The 17,925-nt window shown below is 36.2% G+C and carries 18 protein-coding genes; 15 read left to right on the top strand and 3 right to left on the bottom strand.

Annotated features, from left to right (window positions below):
• Window positions 1-46: 46 nt before the first annotated feature.
• The 13 genes from BN3912_RS09255 (at window position 47) to BN3912_RS09195 (ending at window position 12,770) form a co-directional block, all read left to right on the top strand.
• A complete protein-coding gene (locus BN3912_RS09255; RefSeq protein ID WP_023983575.1) occupies window positions 47-1,345 on the top strand; it encodes an MATE family efflux transporter in 1,299 nt (432 codons plus the stop codon).
• Window positions 1,333-2,103 (top strand): glycosyltransferase family 2 protein, encoded by a 771-nt coding sequence (locus BN3912_RS09250; RefSeq protein WP_023983576.1) that lies wholly within the window; start codon window positions 1,333-1,335, stop codon window positions 2,101-2,103. Before BN3912_RS09255 ends, BN3912_RS09250 begins: the two co-directional genes overlap by 13 nt.
• A 16-nt stretch (window positions 2,104-2,119) precedes the next feature.
• Window positions 2,120-3,193: a Wzz/FepE/Etk N-terminal domain-containing protein gene (locus BN3912_RS09245; RefSeq protein WP_023983577.1), complete on the top strand. Its 1,074-nt coding sequence runs from the start codon at window positions 2,120-2,122 to the stop codon at window positions 3,191-3,193.
• A gap of 13 nt (window positions 3,194-3,206) precedes the next feature.
• Window positions 3,207-4,214 (top strand): GumC domain-containing protein, encoded by a 1,008-nt coding sequence (locus tag BN3912_RS09240; protein WP_023983578.1) that lies wholly within the window; start codon window positions 3,207-3,209, stop codon window positions 4,212-4,214.
• Window positions 4,214-5,419, top strand: a complete 1,206-nt coding sequence (locus BN3912_RS09235; protein ID WP_023983579.1) for an O-antigen polymerase — start codon at window positions 4,214-4,216, stop codon at window positions 5,417-5,419. The genes BN3912_RS09240 and BN3912_RS09235 overlap by 1 nt, the downstream gene beginning before the upstream one ends.
• 54 nt (window positions 5,420-5,473) lie before the next feature.
• Window positions 5,474-6,328 carry a glycosyltransferase gene (locus BN3912_RS09230; protein ID WP_023983580.1) on the top strand — a complete coding sequence of 285 codons (855 nt, stop codon included), beginning with the start codon at window positions 5,474-5,476 and terminating at the stop codon, window positions 6,326-6,328.
• A 2-nt stretch (window positions 6,329-6,330) separates the two neighbouring features.
• Window positions 6,331-7,266: an NAD-dependent epimerase/dehydratase family protein gene (locus BN3912_RS09225; RefSeq protein ID WP_023983581.1), complete on the top strand. Its 936-nt coding sequence runs from the start codon at window positions 6,331-6,333 to the stop codon at window positions 7,264-7,266.
• Entirely contained in the window at window positions 7,263-8,513 is a 1,251-nt protein-coding gene (gmhB, locus tag BN3912_RS09220; RefSeq protein ID WP_023983582.1) for a D-glycero-beta-D-manno-heptose 1,7-bisphosphate 7-phosphatase, read from the top strand. Before BN3912_RS09225 ends, gmhB begins: the two co-directional genes overlap by 4 nt.
• Before the next feature lie 4 nt (window positions 8,514-8,517).
• Window positions 8,518-9,504, top strand: coding sequence for a GHMP family kinase ATP-binding protein (locus tag BN3912_RS09215; protein ID WP_023983583.1), 987 nt, complete (start codon window positions 8,518-8,520; stop codon window positions 9,502-9,504).
• Between the two features lie 10 nt (window positions 9,505-9,514).
• A complete protein-coding gene (locus tag BN3912_RS09210) occupies window positions 9,515-10,087 on the top strand; it encodes an SIS domain-containing protein (protein WP_023983584.1) in 573 nt (190 codons plus the stop codon).
• Window positions 10,071-10,892, top strand: a complete 822-nt coding sequence (locus BN3912_RS09205; protein ID WP_023983585.1) for a glycosyltransferase — start codon at window positions 10,071-10,073, stop codon at window positions 10,890-10,892. The genes BN3912_RS09210 and BN3912_RS09205 overlap by 17 nt, the downstream gene beginning before the upstream one ends.
• A 199-nt stretch (window positions 10,893-11,091) precedes the next feature.
• Window positions 11,092-12,198 (top strand): MraY family glycosyltransferase, encoded by a 1,107-nt coding sequence (locus BN3912_RS09200; protein ID WP_023983586.1) that lies wholly within the window; start codon window positions 11,092-11,094, stop codon window positions 12,196-12,198.
• Window positions 12,195-12,770, top strand: a complete 576-nt coding sequence (locus BN3912_RS09195) for a sugar transferase (protein WP_004369939.1) — start codon at window positions 12,195-12,197, stop codon at window positions 12,768-12,770. The genes BN3912_RS09200 and BN3912_RS09195 overlap by 4 nt, the downstream gene beginning before the upstream one ends.
• A 23-nt stretch (window positions 12,771-12,793) precedes the next feature.
• Here the strand turns inward: BN3912_RS09195 and BN3912_RS09190 are convergent, their stop codons facing one another.
• The gene (locus tag BN3912_RS09190; protein ID WP_023983587.1) at window positions 12,794-13,255 is read right to left on the bottom strand and encodes a lipocalin-like domain-containing protein; all 462 of its coding nucleotides are present in this window, start codon (window positions 13,253-13,255) and stop codon (window positions 12,794-12,796) included.
• Window positions 13,256-13,321: 66 nt separating this feature from the next.
• A complete protein-coding gene (locus BN3912_RS09185) occupies window positions 13,322-14,884 on the bottom strand; it encodes a capsule assembly Wzi family protein (protein WP_023983588.1) in 1,563 nt (520 codons plus the stop codon).
• 527 nt (window positions 14,885-15,411) lie between these two features.
• Between BN3912_RS09185 and BN3912_RS12210 the strand changes: the two genes are divergently transcribed.
• Together BN3912_RS12210 and BN3912_RS09180 are read left to right on the top strand one after the other, a co-directional pair.
• Entirely contained in the window at window positions 15,412-15,558 is a 147-nt protein-coding gene (locus BN3912_RS12210) for a hypothetical protein (RefSeq protein ID WP_154665155.1), read from the top strand.
• 306 nt (window positions 15,559-15,864) lie between these two features.
• Window positions 15,865-17,091: a hypothetical protein gene (locus tag BN3912_RS09180; RefSeq protein WP_004369936.1), complete on the top strand. Its 1,227-nt coding sequence runs from the start codon at window positions 15,865-15,867 to the stop codon at window positions 17,089-17,091.
• 167 nt (window positions 17,092-17,258) lie between these two features.
• Here BN3912_RS09180 and BN3912_RS09175 read toward each other — a convergent pair whose 3' ends face one another.
• Entirely contained in the window at window positions 17,259-17,765 is a 507-nt protein-coding gene (locus BN3912_RS09175) for a histidine phosphatase family protein (protein WP_004369935.1), read from the bottom strand.
• Window positions 17,766-17,925 lie beyond the last annotated feature (160 nt).

Below are 17,925 nucleotides of genomic sequence, written 5' to 3'. Positions count from 1 at the left end.
AATGAATATTCTACAAATATTAGGCAATAACAAACGAACCGCATTGATGCGAAAGAATATATTAGCTTCTTTTCTAATCAAAGGATGGACAGGATTAATATATCTACTTATTGTTCCTATAACCCTAAAGTGTCTTGGAGAATATGAAAATGGTTTATGGCTTACTATCAGTGCCCTATTGATTTGGATCGACAACATGGATATCGGACTCGGAAACGGATTACGGAACAACCTTGCATCCTGTATTGCCCATGGTGAAACAAGGCAAGCTCGTCAATTTGTTTCCAATACTTTCTTCATGCTTATATTTATAATAGTTCCCACTCTACTGCTACTTATATTTTTAATTACCCACACCGATATTTATACTTTTTTAAATATTGATCACAAGTTGGTGCTCAATCTTGATAAAATCATCATCACTGCATTAATATTTGTATGCAGCACGTTTATCTTTAAATTTATAGGAAATCTATATCTCGGATTACAATTGCCAGCAGTCAGTAACTTGCTGGTGTGCTGTGGATATACACTGTCTTTTGTGGGGACATATATTCTCTATGTTATTCATCATGGAACTTTATGGAATATAGTCATAGTAAATACAGCATCTCCTCTCATCGTATATCTTATTAGTTATCCTTATACATTTTTTATCAGATATCCACAATTAAAGCCAAAATTGAAAGATTTAAACTTTCAAATAGCAGCCAATTTATTTAAAATCGGAATAAAATTTTTTTTATTACAGATGTCTTCGTCTTTCGTATTTCTTACATCAAGCCTTCTAATGGAAAAACTTTTTTCTCCTATTCTTGTAACTCCTTATCAAATTACATATAGATATTTCAGTATAATATTACATGCTTTTACCATTATTTGCAGCCCGTATTGGTCAGCTACGACAGATGCTTATGAGCGCAAAGACTTTGAATGGATTTTAGATGCCTCAAAGAAAATAAAGAAAATCATATTGGGAAGTTTTGCTGTTATTATTCTATTAATTATCTTATCCCGACCTATATATTCCATCTGGATCGGTAATCAAGTAGATATCCCAATAACATTCAGTATCGGGATGGCACTATATATGATGATTACCATTTATTGCCTTGCATATTGTTATTTCCTGAATGGTATAGGTGCACTGAATATACAGCTTTTTTGTACACTTACCGGTACAGCATTATTCTTCATATTAGTTTTTACACTAAAAGAAGTCTTTAACGATGCATTAATTATCATTATATCGTTATGTATCTCAAACTTGCCCAGCTTGGTTTGCAACAGAGTGCAATTCTACAAAATATCCCATAGAACAGCTAAAGGAATATGGAAAAAATAAAAATATCAATTATCACAATTTGCTATAATAATAAAAGTGGATTGGAGCAAACCATAAGAAGTGTAGGTTCCCAGATATATAATAGTAAAGAATTTATCATTATTGATGGAGGAAGTAGGGACGGAAGTACCGACCTTATAAATAATTACCAAGAATTTATAGATATATTTGTAAGTGAACCTGACAATGGCATATATGATGCCATTAACAAAGGCATCTCAAAAGCTACAGGAGAATGGATCATATGTATGAATGCCGGAGATACTTTCACAGATAAATACGTTTTAGAAAATATATTTAAAGAAAATATTCCGGCCTCTGTCTCTGTTATCTATTCCGACTATTGGGCAAAAACTTATGATGGTTTCAAATATATTTGTTACATGGATCGCTCTAAAGGAACACTCATGCACCAGTCCTGTATTTATAGGAAAAAACTCCATGCGCAGTATGGACTCTATCTTGTTACAAAGCCCTATATTTGCTCAGATTTACAATTTCTATTAATGATACCTAATGAAGAATATTTCAAGGCACCATTTCCTATCTCCATAAACGCTTGTGGAGGAGTCTCACAAAATAATACTTGGTGCGATGAATGTTCACAAGGGTTAAAAGTTGCATTCAGAATAGAAAGTATGAATCATGCTTTTTTTAATTATCATAAAGCTGTAATAAAAAATGCAATACCGTATAAAATTAAACGTTTAATAAAACAAATTATACTTAGACGTGAGTTTATAAAAATAAAATCTTAGTTTGAAATTGATACAAATGGAAGATAAAACACATAAATCGAATATCAGTATTTCTAATATACTGCACATTATAAAAAGCGATCAAAAAAAAATGATCCAATTCATTATCGCTTTCGCAATCATAGGTATTATTATTTCTTTCAGTATACCAAAGGTATATAAAGCTAAAGTTATGCTGGCACCAGAGATACCCAATACAAGTAATTTTACTTCAAATATATCATCACTTGCCTCTATGATTGGTATGGACATGAATTTTGGCAATATAAACGATGCCATCTATCCAGAAATATATCCAGATTTGATGGGATCTATGGATTTCTTATTCAGCCTATTCCCTATCCAAGTACACACTATTGACGGAACAATAAATTCTTCATATTATAACTACAAGTTGAAATTCCAAAAGGTTTCATGGTGGTATTATCCTTTCAAATGGCTTCAATCTCTTTTTAATAACGAGGGAACTTCAAAGGATAAAAAAATATATCAGAATAATGCTTTTGAACCTTCTAAAGAACAATACGGTATTGCGACATCTATCGAAAAAGACATTAATTGCCAAGTTGATAAAAAGACAAATGTTATTACTATAGAAGTAACAGCCCAAGATCCACTCATTTCAGCTATACTTGCAGATTCCATAAAAGAAAAATTAAAATCCTTTATCATCCAATATCGGACAAATAAGGCGCGTAACGACTTAGCATATATGGAACAACTTTACAAGGAAACCAAAATGCTATATACTCAGGCAAGATTGCAATATGCTTCTTACTCAGATGCAAACGAAGACCTACTTCTTCAAAGCTATAAAAGTAAGCAGGAAGATTTGGAAAATGAAATGCAACTACGCTATAATATTTACACACAAGTAGTACAGCAACTCCAATTATCTAAAGCAAAAGTACAAGAGAAAACACCTGTTTTTACAGTACTTCAGTCTGCTACAGTTCCTATTAAACATAGCAATAAACCGAAAATTCTTATTCTGCTTGAATTCATACTTATCGGATTTTTCCTAAGAATTAGCATTCTACTGTATAAGAAAAGAGAAGAACTTTTCCAAAAAGATGCAAACTGTCTCTAAAATCAACAAGTCGATGGATAAAGAGAATCCCTTTCAAAAGAACAATTCAACAAATTTATGGAGTATATTTAAAAAAAACAAAACTTCATATTTCATAACTATAGCACTATGCATATTAATTGATATTATTTTATGTCTTTCCATGCCTAAAATATATGCATCCCAAATTAAAATTTCGGATGAACCAAAAGAAACGGATATCCTTATCGGATTAAGCAATTTTGCAGCTTTGGTTAATAAGGGAGCAATTCCTTCCTTACAAGAGAAAGGTATAAATAATCCTGAAGTTTATCCTTATTTTCTTTCATCTCAAGAATTTGCAATTAAGATTTCCCAGACTAATATAAAAAAATATAATTACAATTTGTTTTACCATATAAAAAAAACTCATAAAGCGACTATAATAGAACGGTTCTACGAAAAAATTATGGGAACGGAAATAAATGATTATATGAGAATCATAAAAATAATACAAGATAATATAAAATATTCTATTACTCCATTTAATCATACAATCACTATCCAATACACCGATAAAGACCCGATTGTAGCTTATACAATAGTTATATCTATACAAAAGCAACTTCAAAAAAGGCTGGCTGATCAAAAATACGATCTCAATAAAAAAAGGTTAATTAACGCAACCAGAGAACGCAAAGATGCTGGCGTAATATACCATCGTCTCCAAAAATCATATGCGAACTTAGTAGAGACAAACACCGATCCGACACTCCCAAGTACAATCACAAAATTAAATCAATTGAGAGAAGAAAAGGATCATGCTTTTGAACTATATCAAAAGGCGTGCACTAAAGAACAACGATACAAATTCTTATCAATAAAAAATACTCCTACTTTCTCTATAATAAGAAAACCATATACCCCATTAAAACCAATATCCCCCAAACCTATTCCCTATTTTTTCACGATTTTAAGTGTCGGATTTATAATAACTACATGGAAAATTCTTTTATTAGAAAAATTAAAATATAAAAGAACTAACCAATATAAAAGTGAATAATGGACTGGATTATAATTATATTCTTAGTTTTTTTACTCGTTTTATTTCACTATTTCAAAATAGGGGATTATTTTTCTCCATGGTTTATAACCACACTTGTCTGGTTTGGAATTATGTTCTTGTTTCAATTCGAGAATGGATTATTATATCCTATAGGAGAGCATTTCTACACTTGTTTGCTGATTTGGGTGCCAATTTTCTGTTTCTCTTCAATTACAACATATATTCTTCTCCCAACTCAATATAGAAAGAAAGCCTCTAAAATCGGTACTATAGACATCAATTATACACTTTTCTATATATTATTTTATCTAACATTAATAGCTACGCCATTATATCTATACCAAATCCTAAAGGTAGTTACAATGTTTGACTCGACAGATTTATTGTATAATTTACGTATATTGGCAACTTCACAAGAATACGATTTCGGAATAATAAAATATACTTACATTCTAAATCAAGCTCTTTTTATTATCGCGTTATGGAAATATCCTCGAATTCCTTTATGGCAAATTACACTCATATTAATTGCTTACCTCATGGGGCAATTCGCCCTAATGGAAAAAAATGGAATATTCATGTTAGTAATATCTACTCTATTCATACTTTTTGAGAAAAAAATCATAAAGCCACGCTCAATAATTATGACATTAGGGGCTATTGTAATTCTATTTTTCTTAATTAATTTTTCAAAAGAAATAAAATCGGACGTGACAGTTGAGAGTATGTCTTTCATTGATTTTATTGGTGTATATATATTGTCACCTGCAGTAGCTTTTGAATATGTAACAGAAGATTTATCCAATCAATTCGGAGCTCATACATTTGAATACTTTTATGGCATTTTACATAATCTTGATATTGGAAATTTTATTGTATATCAAAGACTCCAAGAATGGGTTTGGGTTCCTTTACCAACAAATGTATACACCATCTTTATGCCCTTTTATGAAGATTTCGGATATATTGGCATCGCTTATTTCGGTATTACATATGGTACAATGTTTGGATATATATATCATAAATTCAAAAGCGGTAGTTTTATCGCAGGATGCATCTATGCTTTCATTGTAAAAGTTCTTTTTGTACAATTTTATCACGAAGATTTTATTATGAGCATAGCGACTTTCGTACAATATACTCTTTTGATCATTATAATATCACAAACTACAGTAACCTTGTTTCCAAAAAGTCCATCATAATCTTTGGTTTAATCATTAAAAATTAGTATTTTTGCAAAGAATAAAAAGATATTTATGACAACGATAGCTATTGTAGTACTATACAACGACAATACCCAAGAAGCAGAAAATAATATCACAAAACTTTCTAAACAGGTAGACAAAATCTACTTAATTGACAATTCTGCAAATTCATATGAAAAGAGATTCTGTAAATGGGAAAATGTCATATATTTACCACAGCATAAGAATCTTGGTATTGCTACTGCCCAAAATATAGGATTGAGATATGCACTGGCAGAAAAACCCACTTTTATCGCCTTTGCCGATCCTGATAGTTCTATTCCTGACAATGCTATAAAGGCACTTACTAACAAGTATTTATTACTTAAAGAATGGGATGATAAAATTGGTGGCATCGGCTCTTTTGCATTTGATCTTTTAACTGACAGGCCAATTTCAACCTATCCAAATCTTATTAGGAGAATTTCTCACTTCAAAGTTAACCAACTAACCTATTTAATGAACTCTATATCACTAATTCCTGCAAAACTTTTTGAGGAGGTTGGTTTGATGTGCGAATCACTTTTTATAGATGATGTTGATTGTGAATGGTGCTGGCGAGCAACAAGCAAAAAAGATGTTCATTTCTACCAAGACAGAGAAGTCATTATTTATCATAAATTAGGCAAATCAAGCAGAAAAATTGGAAAGAAATTAATATCTATCGGTTCTTCTAACAGGTTATTCTATCAATATAGAAATTATTTATGGCTTTTTAAAAAAAAATATGTACCTAAAAAATGGTTACTTTACAATGGTGGAAAATACATCATTAAATTATTTTATTATCCATTATTTGTAACCCCAAGATTCAAAAATTTAACAAATATTTTATTAGGTATAAACAAAGGAATTAAAACCAAATAATAATGAAAATACTAATCACCGGAGGAGCTGGATTTATAGGTTCTCATCTATGTGACAGACTCATATCTGAGAATAATATGATTATTGCCATAGACAATCTCGTATTAGGAAAAAAAGAAAATATTATTCATCTACTGAAAGATAAAAACTTCAAATTCTTTAAAGTTGACATTCTCCATACAGAAACAATGCGACATATATTTAAAGAATATGAATTTGACATGGTTTATCATCTTGCAGCAAATTCTGACATCCAAAAAGGAGGGGATGATCCTCTTGTTGATTATAATCTTACCTTTAATACAACTTTCCACCTGCTTTTACTCATGAAAGAATTTAAAGTAAAAAAACTTTTTTTTGCCTCCACTTCGGCCATATTTGGTGAAACTACAGGTAAATTGGATGAGAATTTTGGTCCACTGAATCCTGTTTCCAATTATGGTGCCGGAAAACTAGCAAGCGAAGCATTTATCAGTGCTTTCAGTAATACTTATAATATTCAAACATGGATTGTTCGTTTTCCGAACGTTGTCGGTGAAAGATTTACACATGGCGTGATATTCGACTTTATAAAAAAGCTCCACAATAATCCAAATGAACTCGAAGTTCTAGGAAATGGGGAACAATGTAAACCATACATTTACGTCAGGGATCTTATAGATGGTATTCAGTTCATTATCCACCATTCTAATAAAGGATACAACGTTTACAACCTTGGCTCTGAAAGTCGTACAAAAGTTAAAGAAATAGCTGCGATGGTCATTGAGGAAATGGGATTGAATGCTACAATAAAATACACTGGCGGAGACCGTGGATGGACAGGCGATGTTCCAGAATTCAGATATGACGTTTCTAAAATCAATGCTTTAGGGTGGGAGAATCCTAAGACTTCCAATGAGGCTGTCAGAATAGCTATTCAAAAAGGTTTAGGCAAATGAAAGTCGTTATTATAGCTGGCGGACAAGGTACTCGTATAGCATCTGTCAATAAAGAAATACCAAAAGCCATGATTTCTGTATGTGGGAAACCGGTATTAGAACGTCAAATAGAAATAGCCAAGAAATATGGTTATTATGAATTTATTTTTCTAATTGGTTATTTGGGAAATCAGATACAGGAATATTTTGGTGATGGTAGCAAATGGAATATCCATATAGATTATTATCACGAAAATAAACCTTTAGGTACAGCAGGAGCATTAGCTGAAATAAAAGATTTATTGTCAAACGATTTCTTTATTTTCTACGGTGATACTATTATGGATATCGATATGAATCGAATGCTGGATTACCATTTTTCACATCATGCCGACGCAACCCTATTCGTGCACCCCAACGATCATCCTTTCGATTCTGACATAGTTATCCTTGGTAAAGATAATCGCATTAAAAACTTTGCATATAAACCCCATTCTAAGAATTTTATTAGTCATAACATCGTTAATGCCGCACTTTTCATTTTTAATAAAAAAATTATCAATCTCATAGAACGTGGGAAAAAGGCTCATATAGAAAAGGATATTTTTCCAAAATGTATAAAAAAAAATATGAAACTTTATGGATATATCTCTTCTGAATATGTAAAAGATATGGGAACTCCCGAGCGTTATTATGCCGTATGCCATGATTGGGAAACCGGAAGAGTACATGCATTGAATATGGACCATAAACGTAAAGCTGTGTTTCTTGATAGAGATGGAGTGCTCAATATTGACAATGGTTTAGTCTTCACACTTGATAAAATGGAACTTATAGAACAAGTAGAAAAAGGGCTTAACTATATTCATCAAAAAGGTTATCTTGCTGTCGTAGTCACTAATCAGTCTGTCATTGCCAGAAATCTTTGTACTTTCAATGAACTTGACACAATAAATGCTAAAATGGAAACGTTATTAGGTAAAAAGCATACATATATTGATGCTCTATACTTCTGTCCACATCATCCAGACAGTGGTTATCCAGAAGAACGAAAAGAATATAAATTTCAATGTGAATGTCGCAAACCTGCTCCAGGGCTTCTTCTAAAAGCTGCAAAAGAATTAAATATCAACTTGGCAGAATCTATTATGATCGGAGATAGAGAAAGTGATATTTCTGCAGGAACTAATGCACATGTAAAGCGCTCAATCTTAATTCCGACTAATATCCCCGGTGCTCTTTTGACAGCATTGAAAAAAGAAATTTAGAAAAATGATCATAACAAGGACACCTTTTAGAATATCCTTTGCCGGCGGTGGTTCTGATTTACCTGCTTTCTTTCATAAAGAGCAAGGAGCGGTACTAAGTACAACTATTGACAAATATATGTATTTAGTTATTCATCCTTTTTTCAATAAAAATAAAATTCAACTTAAATATTCAAAGACAGAGCTTGTTGAACAGATAAAAGATATCCAACACCCTATCTTCAGAGAGGTGCTCAGCATGTATAATCTTGTAGGCGTCGATATAAATTCTATTGCAGATATTCCAGCCGGAACGGGGATGGGATCCAGCAGTTCTTTTACTGTAGGCCTACTTAATGCTGTAAGAGCATATCTTGGCAAGTATTCCAGTGCAGATAAGTTAGCCTCCCTTGCCTGCAAAACAGAAATCACAAAAATAGGGAGCCCCATAGGCAAACAAGACCAATATGCTGCAGCATATGGAGGAATGAACTATATCATATTCTATCCCGATGACACGGTGAAAGTCGAAAAAGTTTTAATGAAATCAACCACTAAAAAGCAATTAGAAGAGAATCTTGTTCTTATATATATAGGTGGTGAACATTCTGCTAATGATATTCTCAAAAGCCAATCTAAAGCAATCGATGCACAAGAAAAATTTCAAATTCAAAAAAGAATGGTTATTTTGGCAGATGATTTACGCAAATCGATTCAAGAAGATGAGATAGACGACTTTGGAAGAATACTGGATGAGGGATGGAGACTCAAGCGTTCACTTGTATCGGGAATATCCAATAACAATATTGATCACATCTATAACAAAGGTATTGAGGCAGGAGCTTTGGGAGGAAAACTTCTTGGCGCAGGCGGAGCTGGATTTATATTATTTTACTGCCCTAAGGAAAAACAAGACTCTTTCCGAAAATGCATGATCGATTTCGATGAAATAACTTTCGGTTTTGATAATTTCGGTTCGCAGGTCATCTACGTTGGTGATAAATTCATTTAAATATAAAAATATGGATTATAGAAAAGATATAACGGCATATTTTGAACGGGAAAAAGAAATTATAGATCAGATTTCAAAAGATGATATTAATACGTTACTCAATTTATTGAATAAAGCCCGTGATGAACAGCATTTCGTCTTCATTTGCGGTAATGGAGGCTCTGCTGCAACAGCTTCACACTACTGCTGTGATTTTAATAAAGGCATATCCAATAATCAGAAAATCAAGTTCCGATTTATATGTCTAAATGACAACATTCCGTCTATGATGGCCTATGCTAACGATTATAGTTGGGAAGAAATATTTGTTGGCCCACTTCGTAATCTTTTTAAAGAAGGAGATTATGTTATAGGTATCAGCGGTTCCGGAAATTCTTCTAACGTAATTAAAGCACTTCAATACGCAAATGAACATAATGGCACATCCATTGGTATTACTGGATATGACGGTGGCATTATCAAAAAAATCTGTCAATATAACGTTCATATACCTATTAAAGATATGCAAATATCGGAAGACCTTCACATGATGCTTGATCATTGTATGATGAATATTCTATGTAAAAATGGCGAAAACAGATAATCATCCGCTTGTATCAATAATTATGGCAACTTATAATGAGCCAGCTTTGCTCATAAAGAAATCCATACATAGTATTCTAAATCAAGATTACTCAAATATAGAACTACTTATTGCTGATGATAGTACTAATATTGAAACAATAGATATTATAAATTCTATTGCAAACGAGAATAATCGCGTAAAAATTATACGTAAAGATAATAAGATGGGATTTGTGCCTGCCTTAAATTATGCCTTAAGAGAAGCAAAAGGCTCTTTGATAGCAAGAATGGACGGAGATGATGTGGCACTGCCTGATAGAATTACCAAACAAGTAAATTATGCATTAAATAATCCAACCATCGATGTGTTTGGAGGAAGTATGAATATCATTGATGAAAATGACAAAATTATATCAGAAAGGTACTATCCCACCTCATCTCTAAGCATCCAAATCATGTTTGCTTTCCGTTCCCCATTTGCACATCCGACAATCATGTTCCGCCGTAAAATAATTGATGCAGGTTTCTTTTATAATCCTTTTTATAGAAAAGCCGAAGATATAGACTTTTTCATACGCCTATACAAACATGGATATAAATTTGGCAATCTAAAAGATAAACTTTTAAACTATCGGGTTCCAAACGATTTGCAGGAGAAACGTAATAGAGAACAGTGGATTTTCAATCATAAAGCACGGAAAAAATTCATATTGCGGAGACCCTTTTTCAGTATTGCCTCTTTCGTTATTTCTTGGACATACAAACATATTCCAAATACTTTTGTTGCAAGATACTACAGAAAGGAGAATAACAAAATATCCTAAGATTTAATAATTAATGGCAATCATGTAACCATGTCCTTTAAAGAATAAGGATATGGATAATTAGATAAGCGAAAATATCATCGTTTATGAGGTTTACTGGATAACAATTATTTTCCATACATACTATTGATTAGTAAATACAATATTTTCAGTAAAATTATGTTTAAATTATAAAAGAAGAATATACAAGTCGGTGCGTATGACAAACATAGACGTAATAATTATTATTGGTGCCCTTTTACTTAGCATGATATGCGGTTTTCTATCAATTCCTCTCATTCTCAATTATTGTAAGAAAGAGAAACTTTACGATGCCCCCAACTCCCGCAAAATGCATAAAATACCAATTCCGCGTTTAGGAGGAATATCTTTTATGCCCAGTATGCTTATTGCTGTTATTATCGCTCTATTTGTCCTTAACAAAAATAGTGATGGACACAATACACAAATTAATCTTTGGTCATTGTATTTTCTCATCAGTCTGTTCATTATCTATATAGTTGGTCTTATCGACGATCTTATCGGCCTGAATGCAAATATAAAATTTACAGTCCAATCTATAGCTGCAACCATAATACCACTATCCGGTTTATATATCAACAATTTATATGGACTATTCGGAATACACGACATACCTTTTTGGGTAGGTGTTCCTCTTACCGTTTTTATTATTGTCTTTATAGACAATGCCATGAATCTGATAGATGGTATTGACGGACTATGTGCAGGTATCTCTGTCATTGCATTAATAGGATTTATGATAGGATTTTACACCGAAGGTTTAGAAGTTTACTGCATTATGATTGCCAGCATGATAGGGGTTCTTATTCCATATCTATACTTTAATCTATTTGGCAAAGTAGAGAACAACAGAAAGATTTTTATGGGAGATAGCGGAAGTTTAACTCTCGGATTTATCCTTAGTGTCCTTTTCATTAAATACTCCATGGATAACCCGAACGTGATGCATTTCTACCTTAGTCGCATGCCCATAGGTTACTCACTACTAATAATTCCGACATTCGATGTTGTAAGAATTATACTGTATCGCATACGTAATCATCGCTCAATTTTCGATGCCGATAAAAATCATATTCACCATAAACTCATGAGGATAGGGATTTCCATGCATAACACACTCATCATAATTCTTATTATCGATATAGCTTTTGTCGTAATTAATATATTACTATATCCAAAATTAGGATTTACCATAATTTTCTTACTTGACATTTTTATTTACACTCTTTTTCATCTTATACTTAACTATTATATCGGTAAAAGAAGAAAAAAAGAAATTATATGAAAAGATTTATCGACTGTATCATTGCCATCTTGTGCTTAATTGTGTTTTGTCCATTATTTTTTCTTTGTGCTCTTGCCATTTGCATAGAAGATGGATTTCCAATTATCTATAGCCAAGAAAGGATTGGAAGATATGGGAAAACCTTTTTAATTTATAAATTCAGAAGTATGCGAATAGATGCAGAAGAATATGGAGAGCCGCAATTACACGAAAAAGATAAAGACACTCGTCTCACGCGCATCGGGCGTTTTCTGCGATTACACCATCTTGATGAACTGCCGCAATTGTGGAATGTCATCAAAGGAGATATGGCTTTCATCGGCCCGAGGCCCGAACGAAAGTTCTATATCGACCAAATTATGAAGCACGATCCGCGCTACACTTTCCTCTACCAGATACGTCCGGGCGTAACGTCTTACGCCACTCTCTACAACGGATATACCGACACGATGGAGAAAATGCTGCACCGACTGGAACTCGACCTGTATTATCTGGAACACCGCTCATGGTGGTTCGACACTAAAATACTGGTCAAAACTTTCATCAATATCGCTTTCGGCAAGATTTTCTAAAAGAAGAAACACCTGCGCTTCCGTCAGAAACTATCGAAATACAACCGCAATCGGGAAGATTTAAGTATCATTTTGCTTCCATCCAATGCCTCTGTTTTAAAATGTTCCTCTAAGCGATTAATGCCAAAAGGCGCCAATAACTTGGCGTCGTCTACGGGAATATCTCCTCCATCCGCTCCCTGATCCTGATGCAAATGGTTAGCATAAGGGGTGTGTACAAACAAACTGTCTTTCACCCGCTCGAAGCGCAAATAATATCCTTGTTCATTGCGGTCGGCATCTTTCACATTGATTAGCTTATATTGCACGCCCCAGAAGATGCGTTGACGCGACAGATCTCTGCTTTTTCCGGTATCTAAAGTGTCTACACGCACAAGATGCCAGAAGCCATCAAATTTGCCATTCCTGCTCGTTTCGATAGTACAACTTGCGAACATTGCCGCAAACACCGCTGCTACAATAAAATTTCTCTCTGTATATTTCATTCGTATATATTCTTTATAGAGTGCATTTAATAGGTTTGTAAAGTATGTGTACGGGCGATAGGGGCATCATCTGATTCCGAAAAGCCCGCTTTTCGACAACGTAAACTGAAAACCCGTATTGCGTCCGAGTATCCCTCCGAAGTCCATAGCATAAGCACCTTTCACCTTCCAATTATACTTAAAACGGTAAGATGCCTCTAAAAGAAAACTCACATTGTGGTGCACTTTCGTATAAGTATCATAATAAGTGCCCCACCCTTTCTGATAGGTAGCAAGCATGCGATAGCCGATATGTTCCGTCGGACTGCCGTCTACACCGGCATGGAACGCTATAAAACGATTGTTGCTCACTCGAATTGTTCCGTCTTCATTATAGATAGGCGACCGATAGAGCGGATTTCCCATCACCTGTCCCCAATGCTGCCAGCCGGTATAATTGCCATGGTTATAATAATTGTCCATACCCGCGATGTGGTCGGGAATGTTCTTCGTGCGGTCGTGGTTATACGGACCGCTTTGATATTTGGTATAAATATACTCGAAAACAATATCTCGCAGCCACGATCCATACTTCAGATTAATCTCCGTACCGAGCATGATATCTTTCAAATTATACAGAAAGAAACGCCTTTTCTTTTTCACGTTCCACTCCTCGCCCGTACCATAACCATTGTAATCTACCATAAACATCTGACTGTGATCTTCGAAATAATGGTCGGCATAGACGTGTGCAGCCCATGTATCAGCATCATAATTCAGCCTCATCACCCAACTTCCCAGCTGGTTTCCGGCGATATTGCCGTATAATCCGTCCGTTTCGTCCTGCCCGCCCGGCAAGAATGCATGCCAAAAGTCCTTAAAACTCGTTCCTCCTTTTATAATTCGATCTTTCGTACCATTCACCAAATGGGCCTCTCCACCGAAAGTACATGCCATTTCCAAGCCCAACTCCAACGACATAGGCATAAATCTATCGGGATTTCCGATCATAAGATAACCGGCTTTACTATGGTAGAGCACGTTGTCGGCATAGCGGTGCCGTTTCGCCGTGAAGTCGTGTTGCCAGCCATCATCGGTCATCATACCGTAAGCAATGTGACCTTTTAAATGGAGCCACCCCTTGCCGAAAGGGAGTCGCCAATAGTCCGGCAGAGCCAAACGCACCTGCGGTACCGGTCGTGCATTAATGCCTAAAGTCTGCGAACCGCTGCTTAGAAGATTGTTTTTCAGCTGCATGGGATATTCTTTACTGCCCAAACTCAACACACCATGAAGCCATCGAGCCTCCACAAAGGCCTGCTGTACCACAAATTTACTTGTATAATGCAACGGCACAGCCATGTCTATACCGTAACCGATGCCCCATCGTCGGGCCGAATCCGTATCGAGTTGTCTGATAATAGCGCCGCGCACATATCCGTTAGTTTTATCCAACGAACTCAGTCCATACTTGTTGGCATTGAGCCACAAAGGCGTCTTCCCATCGGAAAACGATCCCTGCATCTCTACCCGATAGCCGATTTCCTTTATCGGATCGAGCTTTTTGGTATGATCTACATCTGTCCATGCTTGTGCAAAGACCGTGGTTGTGGCGATAAATGCCAAAGACAACGTGATGAGTTTTTTCATTATTCTATTCTTATCTTTCAAATAGTGGTAACTTACTGTTTATTTTTCCAACCAATGGCCGGCCCTTTCGTAACAGCCGCCCATTGTCTGTAATAACGCTGATATATTCTTTATATTGCGCAAAATTTCATGTATATAGCAGAAAGATTATAATATAATATTAACCTTCCTCTATATGAAACACATCATTTATCAAATTATAATCATAAAAAACTCTATGTTTCCGATAAATAACACCCCTGAAAATACGACTGAATTATTACAAAAACACAGAGAAAAAACAAGAAGAAAGTTGCACAAAAGTTATGTTAACAATTCTTGATCGTTCAACTTAGTTGTAATTTAGTTGCAACTTTGCGCTTATAATTTATTAAAAATCAGCACCTGTTCCTATATATAGAAGATAGGAAAGATAATATGACAGAAGATAATAGATAGAAAATAACTTCGTCGAAGAAAGAAAATCATTCGGTCGTCACCGATTTCTTCTTTTCACTGTTTGTAAAAATGAAATCAACAAACAGACGATGGAACAGTGGAAGACTCTCGGAATTTACATCCCGTCTTTAACTCTTCGCCTATTCACAGCAAACTATCGAGGCAGAAATCCCCCTTCCACAAGCGCTACAGGAGTATGCCCTACCTTCTTCACTCCTAATACCTATCGCCCCTAAACGACACCTCTAACAGCGATAAACAAGACAACATGAAGAACTATGATCGATATATAGCGACAAAAGAACAAACTGTTGTTATCTTTACAGCAATAATTCGAACCGCATGACACCAAAACCTCGAAACAGAAGGCACTACAAAGCTGAGAAATAGAGAAAAGAACCTTTAGGGATTTTCCCCTGCAGTTTAGGGAAAATCCTTTCCAAGTTCAAACTATTCTTCGTTTCTTTGCAGCGTGAAGATGAAGAAACTACAGCAGTTAAATCACTCACAAAGAGAATATCAACAAGTAAAAATATACGATTATGAAAAAGTTTATATTAGCCCTTACAGCACTGTTGACCATAACAGTTTCGGCAAGCGCCATGAGTTATGAGCAGGCCCGTCAGCAAGCTTTGTTCCTTACAGACAAGATGGCTTATGAGCTTAATCTGACCGATGACCAATACGAGGCGGCTTACGAGATCAACCTCGACTATCTGATGAGTATCAGCGACTACAGCGATCTGTACGGTGCTTACTGGCAGCAGCGCAATATCGACCTGAGTTACATACTTCTCGACTGGCAATATCGTGCCTATATCAACGCTACTTACTTCTATCGTCCGCTTTATTGGAGCGGCGGTTACTGGCACTTCGGTATTTATGCACGTTATCCCCACCGCGACTATTTCTTCTTTGGGCGCCCTGATTTCTACGGAGTTTACCGGGGTAGCCACAGTTGGAGCGTAAACGGAGGACGTTCTTGGTACAACGGACGGCGTTTCGGACCGCGTCCGGGCTACGAAGGAATAGGCATGCGCGACGGTTTTAACCGCGGAGATTACGGACGGGGCAGCAATAGAGTGTTCGGAAACGGTATAGATCGCAGCAACGGAAGCGGCAGAAATTCATTCGGCAGCCAAAGTTATCCGCGACAGAACAGAGGTTCGTTCGGCAATGGTGTTCCGTCTACCCGCAACAATTCGACTTTTGGCAACGGTAGTTTCGGCAACCGTCAGAGCAGCACACGCTCTACAGTTACACGCCCCGAAACATCCGGTAGCGGTTACAGCCATTTCGGTTCAAGGAGCAACGGCAGCCTGTCTAACGGATATGTATCTCCTCCCAACAATACATTCTCGCCGAGTCGCTCCACTTCGCCCCGCTCATCATCAGAATCTTCGTTCGGTTCCACATCACGCAGCACGGGTACGTTCGGCTCAGGTTCACGCAGTAACAGCGGTTCATACTCGCCAAGTACCCGCAGCAACAGCGGTTCGTTCGAGACAAGTCCGCACAGCGGTTCCCGTTCATTCGGTTCCGGCAGCCGGAGCATGGGAGGTTCGTTCGACGGAGGTATGAGCAGTTCCGGCTCTTTCTCACCGAGCACTCGCAGCAATACAGGCTCTTTTGGCGGAGGAGCACGTAGCAATTCCGGTTCTTTTGGTTCCGGTAGTCGAAGCATGGGAGGCTCTTCATTCGGCGGAGGAGGCGGCAGCACCAGCCCGAGTCAGAACAGCGGAGGCGCTCACTTCGGCAGTCGAAGATAGGAAAACAAAGCAATTTAATGTAAAAACTCATATAGGCAAGAACTTCAAAGGTAAGTTCTGCAAGGTAAAAGATTTGTTTGAAGGACCGAAATTATAGAGTTATAAAAAAGGATTATTTTTAGGTAACAAAATTAGAGAGTTATAATTAAATTGGGAATGTGCGGGTTCTAAAGTATTAGGATCCGCACTTCTGCGTTCGTCATCTTCTGCACTTCGTTCATCGGCAGTTTAAAATAAACGCTCTGAATGGCCTTATTAATAATGCCGTGCCCCACGGCAAGCACTTTTTTATCGGGATAGTTCACCTTAATGAAGGTAAGAAAATTCTGCGCACGCGACTTCAGTTTTTCTATCGACTCTACGTTTTCGGGCCACTCTTTGTCTTTCAGATCAGGGATAAACGCACCGGTAAAGTCGCCCCAATCGCGTTCTCGCAGCAACGGAGTAGTCTCCACATCCTTATGATGCGGTTGCGCAATAATCCTGCAAGTATCGACCGAACGCTTCAGATCGCTTGCCACGAAAGCATCTATATCCTCATCGGCCAGCCTGTCGCGCACCTCTTCCGCCTGTCTGATGCCATTCTCGTTCAATTCTCCCTGCTGTTGTCCTTGCAAAATCTGTGCTGCATTGTCCACCGTTTCGCCGTGGCGCACCAAATACAATGTTGTCATATCCAATATATTTTATCCTGCAAAAGTACAAAAAAACTCTGTGCAAACGGAATATACCGCAGGTGTATTGCAAACAGGGGGCCATGCTATGCACGAAAGAAATACTGTCTATCGTGCTTACATATAGTAAAATCTGTTACCAAAAACAAATCTTTTCTTG

It is taken from the genome of Prevotella phocaeensis, assembly GCF_900065875.1.
GTDB classification, from domain to species: domain Bacteria; phylum Bacteroidota; class Bacteroidia; order Bacteroidales; family Bacteroidaceae; genus Prevotella; species Prevotella phocaeensis.
Note: the sequence above shows the minus strand (reverse complement) of the source record. Positions and strands in the feature narration are given on the sequence as shown.

Excerpts from the sequence above, each read along its gene's own strand:
- BN3912_RS09255 (WP_023983575.1), top strand. The coding sequence starts at position 47 with ATGCGAAAGAATATATTAGCTTCTTTTCTAATCAAAGGATGGACAGGA.
- BN3912_RS09250 (WP_023983576.1), top strand. The coding sequence starts at position 1,333 with ATGGAAAAAATAAAAATATCAATTATCACAATTTGCTATAATAATAAA.
- BN3912_RS09245 (WP_023983577.1), top strand. The coding sequence starts at position 2,120 with ATGGAAGATAAAACACATAAATCGAATATCAGTATTTCTAATATACTG.
- BN3912_RS09240 (WP_023983578.1), top strand. The coding sequence starts at position 3,207 with ATGGATAAAGAGAATCCCTTTCAAAAGAACAATTCAACAAATTTATGG.
- BN3912_RS09235 (WP_023983579.1), top strand. The coding sequence starts at position 4,214 with ATGGACTGGATTATAATTATATTCTTAGTTTTTTTACTCGTTTTATTT.
- BN3912_RS09230 (WP_023983580.1), top strand. The coding sequence starts at position 5,474 with ATGACAACGATAGCTATTGTAGTACTATACAACGACAATACCCAAGAA.
- BN3912_RS09225 (WP_023983581.1), top strand. The coding sequence starts at position 6,331 with ATGAAAATACTAATCACCGGAGGAGCTGGATTTATAGGTTCTCATCTA.
- gmhB (WP_023983582.1), top strand. The coding sequence starts at position 7,263 with ATGAAAGTCGTTATTATAGCTGGCGGACAAGGTACTCGTATAGCATCT.
- BN3912_RS09215 (WP_023983583.1), top strand. The coding sequence starts at position 8,518 with ATGATCATAACAAGGACACCTTTTAGAATATCCTTTGCCGGCGGTGGT.
- BN3912_RS09210 (WP_023983584.1), top strand. The coding sequence starts at position 9,515 with ATGGATTATAGAAAAGATATAACGGCATATTTTGAACGGGAAAAAGAA.
- BN3912_RS09205 (WP_023983585.1), top strand. The coding sequence starts at position 10,071 with ATGGCGAAAACAGATAATCATCCGCTTGTATCAATAATTATGGCAACT.
- BN3912_RS09200 (WP_023983586.1), top strand. The coding sequence starts at position 11,092 with ATGACAAACATAGACGTAATAATTATTATTGGTGCCCTTTTACTTAGC.
- BN3912_RS09195 (WP_004369939.1), top strand. The coding sequence starts at position 12,195 with ATGAAAAGATTTATCGACTGTATCATTGCCATCTTGTGCTTAATTGTG.
- BN3912_RS09190 (WP_023983587.1), bottom strand. The coding sequence starts at position 13,255 with ATGAAATATACAGAGAGAAATTTTATTGTAGCAGCGGTGTTTGCGGCA.
- BN3912_RS09185 (WP_023983588.1), bottom strand. The coding sequence starts at position 14,884 with ATGAAAAAACTCATCACGTTGTCTTTGGCATTTATCGCCACAACCACG.
- BN3912_RS12210 (WP_154665155.1), top strand. The coding sequence starts at position 15,412 with ATGGAACAGTGGAAGACTCTCGGAATTTACATCCCGTCTTTAACTCTT.
- BN3912_RS09180 (WP_004369936.1), top strand. The coding sequence starts at position 15,865 with ATGAAAAAGTTTATATTAGCCCTTACAGCACTGTTGACCATAACAGTT.
- BN3912_RS09175 (WP_004369935.1), bottom strand. The coding sequence starts at position 17,765 with ATGACAACATTGTATTTGGTGCGCCACGGCGAAACGGTGGACAATGCA.